This is a genomic window from Pseudarthrobacter polychromogenes, from assembly GCF_014644495.1.
GTDB lineage: Bacteria > Actinomycetota > Actinomycetes > Actinomycetales > Micrococcaceae > Arthrobacter > Arthrobacter polychromogenes.
Window position 1 is genome coordinate 83,459 of record NZ_BMKU01000011.1, and the last position, 17,622, is coordinate 101,080.

The window sequence follows — 17,622 nt, forward strand, 5'->3', positions numbered from 1 at the left end:
GCTAGGGAGCGGGATCCGACGTGTGCTTCTTCGTCGGCCGGTAGCCGGCGAGTTCGGCGCGAACGTCACCTTCCTCGTGCTGGCCCTTCTCCTTGCCGAACGGCAGGGCCTTCAGCAGCGGGTGCAGGACAGCCATCACTGCGAGGCCCCAGGCGAGTCCCAGGAAGGCTGAGCAGAGGGTGTTCACGAGCCAGGCCAGGAGGCCGCCAATCCCCGCGATTCCGGCAACCGGGGCCTCGAGGGCGTGGACCAGGTCATACGGCAGGTGCCAGCCGAGGTCGTAGGCCCCCTGGAGCATGATGTGTCCGCCAACCCACAGCATGGCGACTGTCCCGATCAGGGTGATTGCGGCCAGCACGCCGGGCATCCCCTTGACGAGCATCTCACCGAAGCGCTGCGAGCCCGCAGATTCCTTGGCGGCAAGGTGCAGGCCAATGTCGTCCATCTTGACGATCAGTGCCACGGCGCCGTACACAAGCACCGTGATGGCGAGGGCCACGACCACCAGGATGGCGGCCCGCGCCCAGATGGATTCCGCGGCAACCTCGTTCATCGAGATGACCATGATCTCGCAGGAGAGGATGAAGTCGGTGGTGATGGCGCCCTTGACCACCTTCGCTTCCGCCTCCGGCCCGCGCTCGACTGCCGGCGCCTTTTCGTCCGAGTGGTCCCGGCGGAGCTTGTGCCAGACCTTCTCGGCACCTTCAAAGCACAGGTACGTGCCGCCCAGCATGAGGATGAACGGGATGGCCCACGGGAGGAAGGCGCTGATGAGCAGCAGTGCCGGCAGGATGATCAGCAGCTTGTTCCGGAGCGAGCCCCAGAAGATCCGCTTGATCATCGGCAGTTCGCGGGACGGGTCCGCCCCGGACACGTACTGCGGGGTGACGGCGGCGTCGTCGATGACAACACCGGCAGCCTTGGCTCCTGCCTTTGCCGCTCCGGCTGCGACGTCGTCCACCGAGGCTGCCGCGATGCGGGCCAGGGCTGCGACGTCGTCCAGCAGGGCGACGAGGCCGCCGCTCACAGACCGCTCCCGCGGTGTTCGCGTTCGGACGGCTGGGCGTGGCTGCCTGAGTGCAGGCGCGTGATCGGCATGCTGCGATTATACGGTGGCGGGCCACCGTACCCGCCCTGCTCCGCCGCGCGCGGCCGGTGCTCCGCCGAGCTTCGTCCCCGCCCGCGGACAGTCAGGCCCCGGCGACCGGGAGCACCAGCAGGTACCCCGCCGGCAGTTCGCTGCTCCAGCGCCGCGGCTCGCGGACCACGAACTGCGTGGCCAGCTGCTCGGGGGTAAGAAGGCTGTTGGGCTCGGGCGACGGGCCCCATTGTCCGCTGCCGTGCGGGTAGAGCGGATCCTGGACATGGACGCCCGTGACCGAGAACTCCGGGAACTGGGCGGGGTCGCCGATTGATTCGAAACCGCTCATCACCCACGCATGGCGGCCGCTCCACATGACCAGTCCCACCGGCCGGCCCGTGTCAGCGATGGCGCGTGCCGCCGTCTGGAGGGCAGACCCGTAGTCGGCGATGCTGACCACTTTGTACGGCCCTATGCCCACTTCCGTCAGCACCTGCGCCCAGCCGAGGGGGTTGGCGCCGTTGAAGGAATTGGAGGACCGTGCCCGTGCCATTTCCCAAAGTTCACCCTGCTGGGCGGAATCGGCCCAGGTGCCGCCACCGGTGTCGTCAACGAGGTTGTGCGCCATCTGGATGCTCGCCGCAACGCACCAGTCAAAGGTGTACTGCGGCACGAAGTCACCCTCCTGGTAGAGGTTGAACGCGTAAGGCTGGGGGACCGGGGGTGGTGCGGGGGCCGGCGGCGGAGGTGCTGGTGTGGGCGTGGCGGTGGGAACCGGAGCGGTGGTCCCCTGCGGGGCGAGGGCAATGCCCGTTGCGGAGGGCTGTGCAGGGGAGGCAGGTGCCGGCTGTGCGGGGGAGGCCGGGACCGTTTGCCCGGCGGGCGCTTCGTTGACGCCGACGGCGGGCGCGCAGGCCCCGAGGCAGGTCGCCAGGGCGACGAGCCAGGCAAGGAGACGGGGACGGGCGCCGGTCATGATGGGATCAGTCTAGCGCGGGCCCCTCCCGCTGTCCGGTGGGCCGCTTAGCCTCAGAACGCGTAGCGGACGCGGCAGTACGGCGCGATCTTTTCAATCAGCGCCGTCAGCTGGTTCACGTAGCGTGCCTTGGTCCCCGAGCGGTAGCGGACGTTGGTGAAGCCGTTGGAGGAGATCTTGGACTCCTGGAGGTCCGGGCGCCACAGCACGTCCTCGGCCTGCGGATGCCAGCCGAGGTTGACCTCGTGCAGCCGCTCGTTGTGGGTCAGGAAAATGACTTCCGCCGCGAGCTGGGCTTTTGCGGCGGAGCTGAGGGTGCGGTCCAGCTGGCGCAGCAGTTCCTCCCAATCGCTGAGCCACGTGTCCGTGATGATGACGGGGGAGAAGTTCACATGGACCTCGTAGCCGGCATCAACGAAGTCATTGATGGCGGCCATCCGGTCGGCCACGGGGGAGGTCCTGACGTCGATGGACTTCGCCAGGGCCGCGGGCATGAGGGAGAACCGGATCCGGGTGTGTCCGCCGTGGTCCCAGCCGAGCATCGCCGGGTTGACGAACTTGGTGGCAAAGGACAGCTTGGCGGTGGGCAGGTCGCGGAAGAGCGTGACGAGGTCCTCCACGTTGTCGCTGATCAGGGCATCGACCGAGCAGTCGCTGTTCTCGCCGATGTCGTACACCCAGAGCTCGGGGTCGCACTGGTTGGGCTCCAGCTTGATGCCCTGGCGGGTGACGTGCCGTTCAAGGGCCCTGGAAATCTGGTCGATGTTCGCGAACACGGTCACCGGATTGCTGTACCCCTTGTGCCGCGGCACGTAGCAGTAGGCGCATGCCATGGCGCAGCCGTTAGCTGTTGAAGGGGCAATGAAGTCAGCTGACCGGCCGTTGGGCTTGACGGACAGCGCCGTTTTGACGCCCAGGACCAGCGCCTCGGTTTTGATCCGGGACCAGCGCGGCACGTTCGTTTCCTCCCCGTGCAGCTCCGGGATGTTCCAGTGGCTGTCAACAAGCACGACGTCGGCGTCCGGCCAGCGTCCGACGATGTCCTTGCCCCGGGGCAGTTCCAGGGCGGCAGGTTGGGCATAGATGCGCCGGATCTGCAGCAGCCGGTTGAATTCCATGGCTCCATCCTCGCAGGAGGTCCTAGCCCGCCAGTATCCGCTCCAGCCGCTCCACTCCGGACTGCTCAAAGGCGGCGTCACCTATTTTGTGGGCCCAGACCACGGTCCCCAGGGCGTGGTTCAGGTTTTCCAGCTGCCACACGTCGGCTGCGGCGCTGTTGGGGTGCTTCCCCAACCCGCTGTAGAAGGCCTCCGCCAGGGCGGGGCGCCCCAGGAACTGCTGGTGGGTGAGGCGGACCAGGTCATGGACCCAGGGTCGGGCGTCGGCCCGCCCGAAGTCGATGACTTTGATTTTGCCCCCGTCCACCAGCCAGTTCCTGGGCTGGTAGTCACCGTGGGTGGTCACCAGCTCCACGGGGGCCGGTGTGATGCCGGCCAGTTCCCCAGCGGCCCGGGCGCGCAGGCCGGCGGCCAGGAGTCCTTCAGCCGAGCTGATGAGCAGCTGTGTCTGGTAGGCGATCTTCTTCGTATAATCGGCCGAGGTCCCGGCCGGGCGGTGCAGCCGTGCCAGGAGCGCTCCGGCCTGGCGGTACGTTTCGGGGCGGTACTCGGCAGCGGATCCACCCACCGGCGTTCCGGTCAGGAATTCCGTCACAAGGATTCCCGCCTCTGCCGAAGCCTGCCTGAGCACGGGGGTTGTGCCGTGAAGGCCGGGCAAGCCCGGGGCGAGGGCGGCGATCTCCCGCCCGATATGGTGGCTGGTGGTGCTGGCCTTGACGATGAAGCTCCCGCCGCCGGGCGTGGACACGTGGAGCACGGAGGTGTCCTGCAGGGGCCAGGAGTAGTCCTTGACCACCCTGAACGGGCCAAGCCAGGACCTCAGAAGCCGGTTCTGCTCATCTGTAACTGAAGCGGGCATCCATCAGGCTATGCTTTCCAGCGCCAGTTCCTCAACAGCAACCGCCAGGGCGCCCAGGTCGAACCACTCAACCGGCAGCACGTCGTGGACGAAGGCATCAAAGTCGAAGGGGTGGCAGCGCCCGCCATGGTTCCAGTACAGGATCCAGAGGTCAACCAGGCCGCGGTCCTGCCGCTGCAACAGGTCTCTGGCGGTGCGCCGCAGGTCATCCATAGCCAATCCTTGCTTCTGCTGCCGTCCGCCCACAAGGGCCGGTGCCAGCTGTTGGCGCAGGGACCAGGCCTTGCGGAGGGGCTGCGGGAGGGTGGGGCGGAAAAGCTACGGCATGATAGGAGGGTCATGCGGGTCTGCTCGGGTCATCGGGTTTGTTCAGGGGAGGGGAAGCAGGTTTGGAGCCTTTAACTGTCGACGGCGGAAAGGGGACGGTGGAGTTGCGTTCCGACGGCGTCATCCACCTGATCTGGGAACCCAAGGTCCGGATAGAGATCGAGGACGCGCAGGCTGCCATGGCGGCCGTCAACGAGATAGCGGGGGACCAGACGTATCCCATGCTGGTGGACATGGCGACCACCGAGGACGTCACCCGGGCGGCCCGCTCCGTGTTTTCCATCCCCTGCGCCGCCGACCGCATTGCGCTGCTGGGTGCCAGTCCTGTGGACCGGATCATCGCCAATTTCTTCCTTGGCGTGCATATCCCGCCATGTCCCACCCGCTTCTTTACCTCCCGGACCGAGTCGATGAAGTGGCTGCAGGCCGAAAACTAATTGGCTTTCGTGCTCTGCCGTACCACCAGTTCCGGCGTGAAGACCACCGAACGGTGCGTCGGGTTCCGGGATCCGACCTCTTCGGCGAGCAGCTGGATGGCGGTACGTCCCAATGCCTCCGTGGGCTGCCGGATGGAGGACAGCGGAACCACGGCGGAGACGGCGAAGTCGATGTCGTCGTAGCCGATCAGCGCGACGTCCTCCGGGATGCGGAACGTGTGGGTCATGGTCAGGGACTGCATCACGCCCAAAGCCAGGAGGTCGTTGGCGCAGAAGATGCCGTCCGGCAGTCCTTCACGGCCCCGCTCCACCAGCGAGTTGCCCACGCTGCGTCCGGCCAGGACCGTCTGCCCCTCGGACTCCAGCACCTCCAGCGTGGCGTCCGCTTCCTCCTTGACTGCACGCCGGGCGCCCTGGAGGCGGTCGGCAACCTGCCGGATGGAGGTGGGGCCGCCCACAAAGGCGAGCCGACGGCGGCCGGTGTCCAGCAGGTGCCGCGCTGCCAGGTACCCGCCGGCGTCGTCGTCCACAGCCACGGAACTGAACTTTGCCTCGTCCGCCAGCCGGTCCACCAGGACGGTGGGCACGCCGCGCTCGCGGAGGAGGTCCAGCCGCTCGGTCACATCGCCCACGGGTGAGATCAGCAGGCCCTGGACCCGCTGTTCCTGGAAAAGGTCGATGTAATTGGCCTCGCGGGCGGCGTCGTGGCCGCTGTCTCCCAGCAGGACAGCACTGCCGTGGAGTGCGGCGGCGTCCTCGGCCGCACGCACGACGGCGGTGAAGAACGGGTTGCCCACATCCAGGACGATGAGCCCGATGGTGCGGCTGTGGCCCGCGCGCAGCTGGCGGGCGGCGTCGTTGCGGACAAAGCCAAGCTCGTCAATGGCCTTCAGCACGCGGTCCTTGGTCCGCTGCGAAACCCTGTCCGGGTAATTCAGCACGTTGGACACCGTGCCCACCGCCACGCTGGCATGGTTGGCGACGTCCTTGATACTGGCTGAACGATTCATGATTCTCCGTGCTGCTGCTGCTCTTTGTGGCACGCATTGAGCCCGGGGTGTGGACCGCGGGCGGGAATGCTTGACACCTGCTCAGATTCAAGAGTACTTTGAATCGTAACAATGAAACGATTCAAAGATCCGCGATTTCAGGAGAACCAAACATGAGGGTGTGTTTCCGCTCCTCGGTCCAGCCGGCCATGATCGACGAATACCGCCGGCGGCATGCCGCCGTGTGGCCGGACATGCTTCGCGCCCTCAAGGACGCCGGCTGGAACAACTACTCCTTGTTCCTCTCCGGGGACGGGCTCCTTGTGGGTTACCTGGAATGCGACGACTTCGACGCCGTCCGGGCACGCATGGCACTGACGGACGTCAACGCCCGCTGGCAGGCGGAAATGGCCACGCTTTTTGAAGACTCCGGGCAGGCTCCCGATGAAGGGTTCCAGGTCCTTGAAGAAGTCTTCAACCTTGACAGCCAGCTGGCGGCGGCCGAGTCCACCGCGAACTGACGCACACCGGCTCCAGCAGCGGGGCCCACACCACCGACCACAGCATCACGACACCGGAAAGAACCATCATGAATGACGTAGCAACGGCGCTGGGCAGGCTCGAGGAGCTTGCCATCGAGGTCCCTTCGTGGGCCTATGGAAATTCGGGGACGCGGTTCAAGGTGTTCGGCACGCCCGGCACTCCGCGCACCGTGCAGGAGAAGCTTGCGGATGCGGCGAAGGTCCACGAACTGACTGGCCTGGCTCCTACCGTTGCGCTGCACATCCCGTGGGACAAGGTGGATGACTACGCCGCCCTGAAGGAGTACGCGGCCGGTTTGGGTGTGGGCCTGGGCACGATCAACTCCAACACCTTCCAGGATGACGAGTACAAGTTCGGCTCCCTGACATCGTCCAAGGAGGCGGTGCGCCGCCGGGCGATCGACCACCACCTGGAGTGCATTGAGATCATGCACGCCACGGGGTCCAAGGACCTGAAGATCTGGCTGGCTGACGGAACCAACTATCCGGGCCAGGATGACATGCGCGGCCGGCAGGATCGACTGGCCGAGTCGCTGCAGGAGATCTATGCCGCCCTGGGGGACGAGCAGCGGCTGGTGCTGGAATACAAGTTCTTCGAGCCGGCTTTCTACCACACCGATGTTCCGGACTGGGGCACGTCCTACGCGCAGACCCTCGCGCTGGGTGATAAGGCGTTTGTCTGCCTGGACACCGGCCACCATGCGCCGGGCACCAACATCGAGTTCATCGTGATGCAGCTGCTGCGCCTGGGCAAGCTGGGCTCCTTTGACTTCAACTCGCGTTTCTACGCCGACGACGACCTCATCGTGGGTGCCGCGGATCCGTTCCAGCTCTTCCGCATCATGCACGAGGTTATCCGCGGCGGCGGGTTCGGCAAGGACTCCGGGGTTGCGCTGATGCTGGACCAGTGCCACAACCTGGAGGAAAAGATCCCGGGCCAGATCCGGTCCGTGCTGAACGTCCAGGAAATGACCGCCCGCGCCCTGCTGGTGGACACCGCAGCCCTGGGCGAAGCGCAGCGCGCCGGGGATGTCCTGGCGGCGAACGGCATTTTCAATGACGCGTTCTACACCGACGTCCGCCCGGTCCTGGCCGAGTGGCGTGAATCCCGCGGGCTGCCCGCGGACCCGCTGGCCGCCTTCAAGGCCAGCGGCTACCAGAAAAAGATCAACGAGGACCGCGTGGGCGGCCAGCAAGCCGGATGGGGCGCCTGATTAGTTATGAGCAACAAGACTGTTGAAGACCTGATTTCCCGTTCCAACCGCCTGGGAGCGGACAAGCGGAACACCAACTTCGCCGGCGGCAACACCTCCGCCAAGGGCACCGAAAAGGACCCGGTCACCGGTGAGGACGTTGAACTCCTGTGGGTGAAGGGTTCCGGCGGGGACCTGGGCACGCTGAAGGCGGAGAACCTTGCAGTGCTGCGCCTGGACCGGCTGAACGCTTTGAAGAACGTCTACCCGGGTGTTGAGCGTGAAGACGAAATGGTGGCCGCGTTCGATTACTGCCTGCACGGCAAAGGCGGCGCAGCCCCGTCGATCGACACCGCCATGCACGGCCTGGTGGACGCGGCGCACGTGGACCACCTGCACCCGGACTCCGGAATCGCCATTGCCACGGCTGTGGACGGCGAAGCGCTGACCACCAAGATCTTCGGCAGCAAGGTGGTGTGGGTGCCCTGGCGCCGGCCCGGGTTCCAGCTGGGCCTGGACATCGCCGCGATCAAGGACGCCAACCCGCAGGCCATCGGCACCATGCTGGGCGGGCACGGCATCACCGCCTGGGGCGCCACGTCCGAAGAAGCAGAGCAGAACTCGCTCTGGATCATCGAACAGGCCGAGAATTACATCCGGGACAACGGCAAGGCCGAACCCTTCGGGGCCAAGCTCCCCGGCTACGCAGCCCTGCCGGAAGCCGAGCGCCGCGCCAAGGCCGCAGCGCTGGCACCGGTGATCCGCGGGCTGGCGTCCACGGACAAGCCGCAGCTGGGGCACTTCAGCGATGACGCCGTCGTCCTTGACTTCCTGGAAGCCGCCGAGCACCCGCGCCTGGGCGCACTGGGTACTTCCTGCCCGGACCATTTCCTGCGCACCAAGGTCAAGCCGCTGATCCTGGACCTGCCCGCCGGCGCCTCGGTTGAGGACTCGATCGCGCGGCTGCACGAGCTGCACGCGGACTACCGCGAGGACTACCAGGCCTACTACAACCGCCACGCGGACCAGGACAGCCCGGCGCTGCGCGGCGCGGACCCGGCGATCGTGCTGGTTCCCGGCGTGGGCATGTTCTCCTTCGGCGCCAACAAGCAGACCGCCCGCGTGGCTGGCGAGTTCTACATCAACGCCATCAACGTGATGCGCGGCGCCGAAGCCATCTCCACCTACGCACCCATCGAGGAATCCGAGAAGTTCCGGATCGAGTACTGGGCGCTGGAGGAAGCCAAGCTGGCCCGGATGCCCAAGCCAAAGTCCCACGCCACCCGCATCGCGCTGGTGACCGGCGCGGCGTCGGGCATTGGCAAGGCCATCGCTACCCGCCTCGCCGCGGAAGGCGCGTGCGTTGTCATTGCCGACCTGAACCTGGAGAACGCCGAAAAAGTGGCCGAAGAGCTCGGCGGCCCGGACGTTGCTATCGGTGTGCAGGCAGACGTCACCAACGAGGCACAGGTGGCCGCAGCGATCGACGCCGCTGTCCTGGCGTTCGGAGGTGTGGACCTGGTGGTCAACAACGCCGGCCTGTCCATTTCCAAGCCGCTGCTGGAAACCACCGAGAAGGACTGGGACCTGCAGCACAACGTGATGGCCAAGGGCTCGTTCCTGGTGGCCAAGGCCGCAGCGAAGGTCATGATCGCGCAGGGCCTGGGCGGGGACATCATCTACATCTCCTCCAAGAACTCCGTGTTCGCCGGCCCCAACAACATCGCCTACTCCGCCACCAAGGCAGACCAGGCCCACCAGGTGCGGCTGCTCGCGGCCGAACTGGGCGAGCACGGCATCCGCGTCAACGGCATCAACCCCGACGGCGTGGTCCGCGGCTCCGGCATCTTCGCCGGCGGCTGGGGCGCCAAGCGCGCCGCCGTGTACGGCGTGGACGAGGAGAAACTGGGCGAGTACTACGCCCAGCGCACCCTGCTCAAGCGCGAGGTCCTGCCCGAGCACGTGGCCAACGCCGCCGCCGTGCTCACCGGCAACGAACTGTCCCACACCACCGGCCTGCACATCCCCGTGGACGCCGGAGTGGCCGCAGCCTTCCTGCGATGAGCACGTCAGCATCCCCTGCACAGGGACGTGTCGACGGCGGTTCGGTGTTCGCCGCCGTCGACATTGGCGCCTCCTCCGGCCGGGTCATCCTGGGCCGCGTCCAGGCAGGCGGCGAAAGCCGTGACAGCAGCGTGGAGCTGGAGGTGGTCCATCGCTTCCCCAACGGCGTGGTGGAGATCGACGGCGGCCTCCGCTGGGACTTCGACGCCCTCTTCGCCGAGGTGCTCACTGGCCTGTCGGCAGCGGCCACCGTCGCCGCCGCGCAGGGGGAGCAGGTGGCCAGCATCGGCATCGACACCTGGGCTGTGGACTACGGCCTGGTCAACGCTGCAGGGGAGCTGACCGCCCAGCCGTTCAGCTACCGCGATGACCGCAGCCGGACCGCTGTGGAGCCCGTACACCGGAAGCTGGACCCCGCGCGCCTCTACGGGACCACGGGGCTGCAGTTCCTGCAGTTCAACACCATCTACCAGCTGGCCTGCGAGAAGAACCTGGACGGGATGCAGGCACTCCTGATCCCGGACCTGATCGCGTTCCTCCTCACCGGGCAGCGCCGGACGGAGGCCACGAACGCTTCCACCACGGGCCTGTTCGACGCCGTGGCGGGGGAGTGGGCCACCGAGTTCCTCACCGCGCTGGGCCTGCGGAAGGACCTGTTCCCACCCCTGATCCAGCCCGGCGAAACCGTGGGCACCCTCCTGCCGGAGATTGCCGCACGGGTGGGCCTGCCGCAGGAAACCCGGGTGGTGGCAGTAGGCTCACACGACACCGCCTCGGCGGTCGCCGCGGTGCCTGCGACGGCAGACGACGGCGGGGAAAACTTCGCGTACATCTCCTCCGGCACCTGGTCCCTGGTAGGGCTCGAGCTCAAGCACCCGGTCCTCACCGAAGCCAGCCGCGAAGCAAATTTCACCAACGAACGCGGCGTGGACGGCACCATCCGCTACCTGCGCAACATGGGCGGGCTCTGGCTCCTTAGCGAATGCCAGCGGACCTGGGCGCAGGAGGGGTTCCGGCCGGAACTGACGGCGCTGCTCACCGCGGCGGCCGCGCTGCCGCCGGGAGGGCCGCAGATCAATCCGGACGATCCCTACTTCATCGCCCCGGACAACATGCCCGAACGCATCCGTGCCGCCGTGCGGCGCACCGGAGAGGTACTGCCCGATGACCCCGCCGCCATCACCCGCTGCATCATGGACAGCCTTGCCGCCGGCTACGCCCGCACCCTCCGGGACGCCGAACGCCTGGCTGACCGGACCGTGGACGTGGTGCACATAGTGGGCGGCGGTTCCCAGAACAGGCTGCTCTGCCAGCTCACGGCGGACGTCACCGGGAAGAAAGTGGTGGCCGGGCCCGTGGAAGCAACCGCGCTGGGCAACGTCCTGGTGCAGGCGCGCGCCACAGGGGCAGTCTCCGGGGAACTGGCCGACCTCCGTGCCCTGGTGGTGCACAGCCACGACCTACGGGTGTTTGTCCCGGAACTCTCGCGGCTGTAGCTGCTGTTCAGTGTGTGGCCTGACCTTCCCTTGTTCCCCGGCCGGCCCTAGGATCTGAACCCATGCCCCCAGAACACCTCCTTGCCTACGACGCCCCTGCTGCCCGGTGGCTGGAGGCCCTGCCCCTGGGAAACGGCAGGCTGGGCGCCATGGTGTTCGGCGGCAGCCAGGCGGACGCGGACGTGGAACACCGGTTCCAGCTCAATGACTCGTCCGCGTGGTCCGGGTCACCGCACAGCCAGGACCGGGAGCCCGTCTTCAGCCGGGAGGAGGCGGACCGGATCCTCACCGAAAGCCGCCGCCTGATCGGCGCCGGCGACTTCGCCGGCGCCGCGGGCACCCTGAAAAGCCTGCAGCACCGGCACTCCCAGGCGTACCTCCCGTTCGCCGACCTCTACCTCACGGCATCAGCCACGGCAGCAAACCCTGCAGCAGGCGAACGGGGAGACGGCGGGGCTCCCGGACAGCCGTCGTCGGGCTATCACCGCGGCCTGGACCTTGCCCGCGCCCTCAACACCAACACGTACCTCCTGGACGGCCATGCCGTCCGGGTGGAAGCGTTCATCAGCCACGATCCGTCAGTGCTGGTGGTTTCGCTGCGGACCGACGCGCCGCAGGGCCTCGACCTTGCCATACGCCTGGACTCCCCGCTGCGTATCCTCCGCCGCTCCGGCGGGGAGGGGAGCCTGTCCCTCCAACTGAAGATGCCCTCCGACGCGGCCCCGGCGCACGACGGCGGCGTGGTGGAGTACTCGGAGGACGATTCCCTCAGCATGCAGGGTGCGGTGGCGGCCACCTGGGAGCACGACGGCCGGCCCGTGCAAGGCCCAGCCGGCCCAGTGTCAGGGCACGACGACGGCCTGGCCGCCACCGGCGTCCGGCGCGCCGACATCTACCTCACCACCGAAACCACCTTCGCGGGGCTGGCCCGCCAGCCGCGGGGTACCGCCGCCACTGCCGCGGCCGCCGCCCGCGCCGTGGTGGACCAGGCCCGGGCATCCGGGCGGAAGCTCCTGCTTGACCGGCACGGGGAGAGCCATTCCAGGCTCTACGGGGCCGCGCTGGTGGAGTTCGATGTTCCGGTGCGGGAGGGCGGGGATACGGGCCGGCGGCTGCTGGCGGCCAACGCCCACCCTGGCGGGCCGCTGGCGGCCGACCCGGGCCTGGCTGCGCTGCTCTTCAACTACGGGCGGTACCTGCTGATCTCCAGCTCGCGGTCCGCCCCTGCGGGCTCCCGGCAGGGGACAGCCTGGCGCGGAGTGCCGGCCAACCTCCAGGGCATCTGGAATGCCGAGCTGCCGGCCCCCTGGAGCTCCAACTACACCACCAACATCAACCTGCAGATGAACTACTGGGGTGCCGAACCCACCGGCCTGGCCGAGTGTGTGGGACCGCTCTTTGCCCTCATCGAGGCGATGCAGGGGACCGGGGCCGAGGTGGCCCGGGAGTATTACGGTGCCCGCGGCTGGGCCGTGCACCACAACTCGGATCTGTGGGCCTACGCAAAACCTGTGGGGCACGGGGCGCATTCGCCGGAGTGGGCGTACTGGCCCATGGCAGGCCTCTGGCTGGTGCGGCACCTGTGGGAGCATCTGCAGTTCGGCAGCACGGACAGTTCCGCGGACGCGGACACGTTCGCCCCGGACACTTTCGACCCGGACAGTTTCGCCCGGAGCACAGCCTGGCCGGCCATCCGCGGTGCCGCTGAATTCGCCCTGGACCTGCTGGTGGACTTCCCCGACGGCTCGTTGGGAACCAGCCCGTCCACGTCCCCGGAAAACACGTTTGCGGCCGCGCACCCTTCCACCGGCACGCGGGTGCAGGGATCCGCCGCCCGCTCCGCCACCATGGACCTGACCCTCATTGGCGATGTTTTCCGGATGCTGGACGCCCTGGCCGGCCGCCTGGGCCTGGAGGACGACCCCGTGGCCTCCGCGGCGCGGAGTGCCCTGCCCCGGCTTCCCGCGCCGGCACCCGGACGTGGCGGAAAGCTTCGTGAGTGGCTTGATGATCCGGAGGAATGGGAACCCGGGCACCGGCACGTCAGCCACCTCTACCTCGCCTACCCCGGGGACACGCCACTCACCCCCGGGCTCGAAGCGGCCGTCCGGGCCAGCCTGGACGGCCGGGGTGACGAAGCCACCGGCTGGTCGCTGGCTTGGAAGATCCTGCTGCGCGCACGGCTCCGCCAGGCCGGAAAGGTCAGCGACCTCCTGCGGCTCTACTTCCGGGACATGGAGACACCCCGCGGTGGCCAAAGCGGAGGCCTGTACCCCAACCTCTTCGGCGCCCACCCGCCGTTCCAGATCGACGGAAACCTCGGGTACGTGGCCGCCTTGGCCGAGTGCCTGGTCCAGAGCCACCGCACCGTGGACGGGCTGCACGAGATAGAGCTGCTTCCCGCCCTCCCCTCCGAACTGCCCGCCGGCCGGGCCGGGCGGCTCCGGGCACGGCCCGGGGTGGACGTGGACCTGGACTGGCGGGACGGGCTGCTGGTGCAGGCAACCCTGGCCGCACGGAAGCCGGTCAAGGTCCTGGTCCGGTATGGACCGGGCGTCAGGGAAGCGCACCTTGAGCCAGGAAAGCCCGCAGTTCTCACCTACAGCGCCCATCGCAGCGCACCTCGCAGCGCCCCTACTGACAGGATTGGATGACCATGCCGCTCTTCGACCTCCCCCTTGCGCAGCTCCGCGCCTACTCCTCGGACGTGACGCCCCCGGAGGACCTGGGCCACTTCTGGGACGCCACCATCAGGGAAGCCCGGGCCTTTCCGCTGGACGCCAGTTTTGAGCCGGTGGAAAACTACCTTTCCGTCATCGACACCTTTGACGTCACCTTCGCAGGCTATGGCGGCGCTCCGGTACGGGGCTGGCTCCACCTCCCGGCTCACAGGGAACCCGGGGCATCATTGCCGGTGGTGGTCCAGTACGTTGGCTACTCCGGCGGCCGCGGGCTGGTCAACCAGGACACCCGCTGGGCCCAGGCCGGCTACGCGCACTTCATCATGGACACCCGCGGGCAGGGCTACGGCGGCACGCTGGGCGATACGCCGGACCTGCACCCCTCCGCCGGGGACGTCGCCCACGCCGGACTCATGACCCGGGGCATCGGGAGCCGCGAGGACTACTACTACCGCCGGGTGTACGTGGACGCCTTCCGGGCCGTGGAAGCCGCCCAGTCCCACCCCGCCGTCGACCCCGCCCGGGTGGTGCTGGTCGGCGTCAGCCAGGGCGGTGGGATCGTGGTGGCCACTGCAGGCCTGGCCGCCGGAAGGCTCGACGGCGTCATCGCCGCACTGCCTGATGTCCCGTTCCTGCAGGACTTTCCCCGGGCCATCGACATCACACCGCGCGGCCCGTACCCCGAGATCGCCCAGTTCCTGGCCCGGCACCGGGACCGGTACGATGCCGCGCTCGCCGTCCTGCGCTACTTCGACGGCGTCAACCTGGCCCGGTGGGCAACAGCCCCTGCGCTGTACTCAGCGGCCCAGATGGACGATATCTGCCCGCCGTCCACAGTCTTCGCAAGTTTCAACGCCTACGGCTCCGGAACGGCAGGCTCCTCCGGAACCGGTGCCGGGAAGGAGATTGAGGTGTACCGGTTCAACAACCACGAGGGCGGCCAGGAACACCACTGGATCCGCCAGCTGCTGTTTCTGCGCAAGATTTTGGGGTAAGTTCCTCCTGCGGGGGTGAGAAAACGGTTTCTTCGCCCGCCGGAACAGGAAGCAATGAAGAAACTCAGCAGGCTCAGTGTCTTTGCCTACGGCGCGGGTGATGCCGCCAACAGCATGATCATCAGCACCGGGAACATGTTCCTGCTCGTCTACTACACGGATGTCGCCGGGATCGGGGCGGCCGCCGCGGGAACCCTGCTGCTTCTGTTGCGGGTCTTCAACGCCTTCACGGACATCGCGGCGGGGCGCATCGTGGACCGCGTGCACAGCAGGCGGTGGGGGAAGTTCCGGCCGTTCCTGATGTTCGGCTTCGTCCCGCTCCTGTTGAGCGTGGCCGTGTTCCATGTTCCGGACGTCGAACCGTCCCTGAAGCTGCTCTATGCCTACTGCACGTATGGCCTGGTGTGCGTCGCCTACAGCATGGTCAATGTTCCCTACGGCCGCCTGGTGGGGGCCATGACGCAGGACGCAAGGCAGCGCGCCCGGCTGGGCGGCGCCCGGACCCTTGGCGGGCTGTCCGTCGGCGCCACGCTCGGCTTCTTCATCGCCCCGCTCCTGGGGGCCGGGCAGGACATGCAGCAGGTCTTCACCTGGCTGACCATCACCTTCGCGGTTGTGGGTTCAGCCCTGTACGCCTTCACCGGTGCCGCCTGCGCCGAGCAGGTTCCCGGCACCATCCCCAGGATCACCCTCAGCCAGAGCGTGGCGGCCCTCAAGGCAAATTCGCCGCTGGTGATCCTCTGCGTCAGCTCGGTGCTTTTTGTCACTGGAACATCCGCCACAGGAGCATCCCAGTTCTACTACCTCCGCGATGTCCTGTCCCGGGTGGACCTGTTCCCCCTCATGGCCGCCGCTCAGGTGGCCATCACGCTCACTTTGGCGGTCCTCATTCCGCGTCCGGTGGCGCGCTGGGGCAAGCGTGCTGTCTACAGCGCCGGCGCCGGCCTCGGCGCCGTTGGTGGTCTGCTGGTTTTCCTGGCCCCCGCGGAGGTGCCCCTGCTGGGCGTGGCAGGCCTGGTGCTGGGACTGCTTGCTTCCGCATCCGTCAGCATTGTCACGTGGGCGCTGATCGCGGACACCGTGGAATACGGCGAGTGGAAGACCGGGGTCCGGGTGCAGGGCATCAACTACGCACTCCTGGCCGCCACCAGGAAGCTGGGCATGGGCTTCGGTGCCGGCGTTGTGGCCTTTTCCCTGGCCTGGGGCGGCTACGCCTCGGGTGCGGCAGAACAGCCGGAATCCGCAACCCTGGCCATCCGGGCCGCGGCGGGACTGCTGCCCGGCGCCCTGGTCCTGGCGGCCGTGGGCATCATGTACTGGTACCGCCTCACGGACCGGAAGCATGCCGAGCTGGTGGCAAGCCTGTCGCGCGACGCAACGTAACCGTTTTGCCATCCGCGGAGGCTGCGGTTATGGTTCATGGCATGACTAACCGTTGGTATGCGTATTTTTCGTTGGCTCTGGAGGGGCCCGCGTCTAACTGACACGCATCCAACTTTCCTTCAGAGCCAACAGGGCAGAGATTATTCTCTGCCCTTCGCCGTTTCTCCGGCGGGTTCTGATCCGGGCCCGCTTCCCATCTGGAACAGGACCCGAACATGAGCACCGCAACAGCCCCCGCAACCACAACCGCCGGCACTTCCGCAACGGAATCCGCGGCCAGGTCCACGTCGAACCTGCGCGTCAGCGAATTCACGGCGCTGCCCACACCGCAGGAACTCATCGCGGAACTGCCCCTGGACGCCCGGGTGGCGGACGTCGTCGAACGCGGACGCGATGAAGTCCGGGCCATCATGGACGGCGTGGATGACCGCCTGCTGGTGATCGTGGGGCCCTGCTCCATCCACGACCCCAAGGCGGGCCTGGAGTACGCACGCCGGCTGGTGAGCCAGGCCGAGAAGCACAGGGAAGACCTGCTGATCGTGATGCGCACCTACTTCGAAAAGCCTCGCACCACCGTGGGCTGGAAGGGCCTGATCAACGATCCCCGCCTGGACGGCAGCCACGACATGGTGACCGGCCTCCGCACCGCCCGGCACTTCCTGCAGCAGGTCACCGCCCTGGGCCTCCCCACCGCAACGGAGTTCCTCGAACCCATCAGCCCGCAGTACATGGCCGACCTCATCTCCTGGGGTGCCATCGGGGCGCGGACCACCGAAAGCCAGATCCACCGGCAGCTCGCGTCCGGGCTGTCGATGCCCATCGGCTTCAAGAACGGGACCGACGGCGACCTCCAGGTGGCCATCGACGCCTGCGGTGCAGCCGCCGCGGCCCAGGCTTTCCTCGGCATTGACGGTGACGGCAGGGCAGCGCTGGTGTCCACCGCCGGAAACCCGGACACCCACGTCATCCTCCGCGGCGGACGCAAGGGACCCAACTACTCCACCGCCGACGTCGGGGCGGCGTCAGCCAAGCTGGCCGGCAAGCAGCTGAACCCGCGCCTCATCGTGGACGCCAGCCATGCCAACAGCGGCAAGAGCCACCACAGGCAGGCCGAGGTGGCGCTGGAGATCGGTGCGCAGCTCGAGGACGGCGGCACGTCGGCGCAGGCGATTGCCGGCGTCATGCTGGAAAGCTTCCTGGTGGGCGGTGCGCAGAACCTGGATGTTGCCGAGCACGCGGCCGGACGGGCTGAGCTGGTGTACGGGCAGAGTGTCACCGACGCCTGCATGGAGTGGGACGTTTCGGTCTCCGTCCTGGACCAGCTGGCGGCGTCCGCGCGCAAGCGCCGGGAAGCGAACTAGGGGGATTTACTACTTTCACTTCTGCCACAGGAACATCTAGAGTATCTAGATAAGTGGTTGGTGGATGGCTCAGCATCGGAACACCGCATTGGCATGTACCTGGGGTCACTGTTGTCCATC

15 protein-coding genes are annotated in these 17,622 nt (G+C 67.5%); 9 read left to right on the forward strand and 6 right to left on the reverse strand.

From position 1 onward, the window contains the following. Window position 1 precedes the first annotated feature (1 nt). The 5 genes from IEX43_RS16045 to IEX43_RS16065 all read right to left on the reverse strand — a co-directional run bounded on the left by IEX43_RS16045 (window position 2) and on the right by IEX43_RS16065 (window position 4,247). On the reverse strand, window positions 2-1,027 hold the full coding sequence (locus IEX43_RS16045; RefSeq protein ID WP_188812575.1) for a DUF808 domain-containing protein: 1,026 nt from the start codon (window positions 1,025-1,027) through the stop codon (window positions 2-4). Between the two features lie 163 nt (window positions 1,028-1,190). Beyond that, a complete protein-coding gene (locus IEX43_RS16050; protein ID WP_188812577.1) occupies window positions 1,191-2,057 on the reverse strand; it encodes a hypothetical protein in 867 nt (288 codons plus the stop codon). A 53-nt stretch (window positions 2,058-2,110) separates the two neighbouring features. Then, window positions 2,111-3,175 carry a spore photoproduct lyase family protein gene (locus IEX43_RS16055; protein ID WP_188812579.1) on the reverse strand — a complete coding sequence of 355 codons (1,065 nt, stop codon included), beginning with the start codon at window positions 3,173-3,175 and terminating at the stop codon, window positions 2,111-2,113. A 22-nt stretch (window positions 3,176-3,197) separates the two neighbouring features. Continuing rightward, on the reverse strand, window positions 3,198-4,034 hold the full coding sequence (locus IEX43_RS16060; RefSeq protein ID WP_188812581.1) for a phosphotransferase: 837 nt from the start codon (window positions 4,032-4,034) through the stop codon (window positions 3,198-3,200). Between the two features lie 3 nt (window positions 4,035-4,037). Next, the gene (locus tag IEX43_RS16065) at window positions 4,038-4,247 is read right to left on the reverse strand and encodes a hypothetical protein (protein WP_188812584.1); all 210 of its coding nucleotides are present in this window, start codon (window positions 4,245-4,247) and stop codon (window positions 4,038-4,040) included. Window positions 4,248-4,423: 176 nt separating this feature from the next. Between IEX43_RS16065 and IEX43_RS16070 the strand changes: the two genes are divergently transcribed. After that, on the forward strand, window positions 4,424-4,798 hold the full coding sequence (locus IEX43_RS16070; protein ID WP_188812586.1) for a DUF7793 family protein: 375 nt from the start codon (window positions 4,424-4,426) through the stop codon (window positions 4,796-4,798). Here IEX43_RS16070 and IEX43_RS16075 read toward each other — a convergent pair. Continuing rightward, a complete protein-coding gene (locus tag IEX43_RS16075; protein ID WP_188812587.1) occupies window positions 4,795-5,808 on the reverse strand; it encodes a LacI family DNA-binding transcriptional regulator in 1,014 nt (337 codons plus the stop codon). The two genes, IEX43_RS16070 and IEX43_RS16075, sit on opposite strands and share 4 nt — an antisense overlap. Before the next feature lie 152 nt (window positions 5,809-5,960). Between IEX43_RS16075 and IEX43_RS16080 the strand changes: the two genes are divergently transcribed. The 8 genes from IEX43_RS16080 to IEX43_RS16115 all read left to right on the forward strand — a co-directional run bounded on the left by IEX43_RS16080 (window position 5,961) and on the right by IEX43_RS16115 (window position 17,502). Next, window positions 5,961-6,308, forward strand: coding sequence for an L-rhamnose mutarotase (locus tag IEX43_RS16080; RefSeq protein ID WP_188812589.1), 348 nt, complete (start codon window positions 5,961-5,963; stop codon window positions 6,306-6,308). A 68-nt stretch (window positions 6,309-6,376) separates the two neighbouring features. Beyond that, a complete protein-coding gene (rhaI, locus tag IEX43_RS16085) occupies window positions 6,377-7,543 on the forward strand; it encodes an L-rhamnose isomerase (protein WP_188812591.1) in 1,167 nt (388 codons plus the stop codon). Between the two features lie 6 nt (window positions 7,544-7,549). After that, window positions 7,550-9,586 (forward strand): bifunctional aldolase/short-chain dehydrogenase, encoded by a 2,037-nt coding sequence (locus IEX43_RS16090; RefSeq protein ID WP_188812593.1) that lies wholly within the window; start codon window positions 7,550-7,552, stop codon window positions 9,584-9,586. Next, window positions 9,583-11,082: a rhamnulokinase gene (locus IEX43_RS16095; protein WP_188812595.1), complete on the forward strand. Its 1,500-nt coding sequence runs from the start codon at window positions 9,583-9,585 to the stop codon at window positions 11,080-11,082. Before IEX43_RS16090 ends, IEX43_RS16095 begins: the two co-directional genes overlap by 4 nt. 62 nt (window positions 11,083-11,144) lie before the next feature. Continuing rightward, complete coding sequence (locus IEX43_RS16100) at window positions 11,145-13,736, forward strand: glycosyl hydrolase family 95 catalytic domain-containing protein (protein ID WP_188812597.1); 2,592 nt, start codon at window positions 11,145-11,147, stop codon at window positions 13,734-13,736. Between the two features lie 2 nt (window positions 13,737-13,738). Continuing rightward, window positions 13,739-14,758, forward strand: coding sequence for an acetylxylan esterase (locus IEX43_RS16105; RefSeq protein ID WP_188812687.1), 1,020 nt, complete (start codon window positions 13,739-13,741; stop codon window positions 14,756-14,758). 54 nt (window positions 14,759-14,812) lie between these two features. Next, window positions 14,813-16,141 (forward strand): glycoside-pentoside-hexuronide (GPH):cation symporter, encoded by a 1,329-nt coding sequence (locus IEX43_RS16110; RefSeq protein WP_188812599.1) that lies wholly within the window; start codon window positions 14,813-14,815, stop codon window positions 16,139-16,141. Between the two features lie 215 nt (window positions 16,142-16,356). Next, entirely contained in the window at window positions 16,357-17,502 is a 1,146-nt protein-coding gene (locus tag IEX43_RS16115; protein WP_229666500.1) for a 3-deoxy-7-phosphoheptulonate synthase, read from the forward strand. The last annotated feature ends 120 nt before the right edge of the window (window positions 17,503-17,622 follow it).

Coding starts and splice junctions, on each gene's coding strand:
- IEX43_RS16050 (WP_188812577.1), bottom strand. CDS start 2,057: ATGACCGGCGCCCGTCCCCGTCTCCTTGCCTGGCTCGTCGCCCTGGCG.
- IEX43_RS16055 (WP_188812579.1), bottom strand. CDS start 3,175: ATGGAATTCAACCGGCTGCTGCAGATCCGGCGCATCTATGCCCAACCT.
- IEX43_RS16060 (WP_188812581.1), bottom strand. CDS start 4,034: ATGCCCGCTTCAGTTACAGATGAGCAGAACCGGCTTCTGAGGTCCTGG.
- IEX43_RS16065 (WP_188812584.1), bottom strand. CDS start 4,247: ATGGATGACCTGCGGCGCACCGCCAGAGACCTGTTGCAGCGGCAGGAC.
- IEX43_RS16075 (WP_188812587.1), bottom strand. CDS start 5,808: ATGAATCGTTCAGCCAGTATCAAGGACGTCGCCAACCATGCCAGCGTG.
- IEX43_RS16080 (WP_188812589.1), top strand. CDS start 5,961: ATGAGGGTGTGTTTCCGCTCCTCGGTCCAGCCGGCCATGATCGACGAA.
- rhaI (WP_188812591.1), top strand. CDS start 6,377: ATGAATGACGTAGCAACGGCGCTGGGCAGGCTCGAGGAGCTTGCCATC.
- IEX43_RS16090 (WP_188812593.1), top strand. CDS start 7,550: ATGAGCAACAAGACTGTTGAAGACCTGATTTCCCGTTCCAACCGCCTG.
- IEX43_RS16095 (WP_188812595.1), top strand. CDS start 9,583: ATGAGCACGTCAGCATCCCCTGCACAGGGACGTGTCGACGGCGGTTCG.
- IEX43_RS16100 (WP_188812597.1), top strand. CDS start 11,145: ATGCCCCCAGAACACCTCCTTGCCTACGACGCCCCTGCTGCCCGGTGG.
- IEX43_RS16105 (WP_188812687.1), top strand. CDS start 13,739: ATGCCGCTCTTCGACCTCCCCCTTGCGCAGCTCCGCGCCTACTCCTCG.
- IEX43_RS16110 (WP_188812599.1), top strand. CDS start 14,813: ATGAAGAAACTCAGCAGGCTCAGTGTCTTTGCCTACGGCGCGGGTGAT.
- IEX43_RS16115 (WP_229666500.1), top strand. CDS start 16,357: ATGAGCACCGCAACAGCCCCCGCAACCACAACCGCCGGCACTTCCGCA.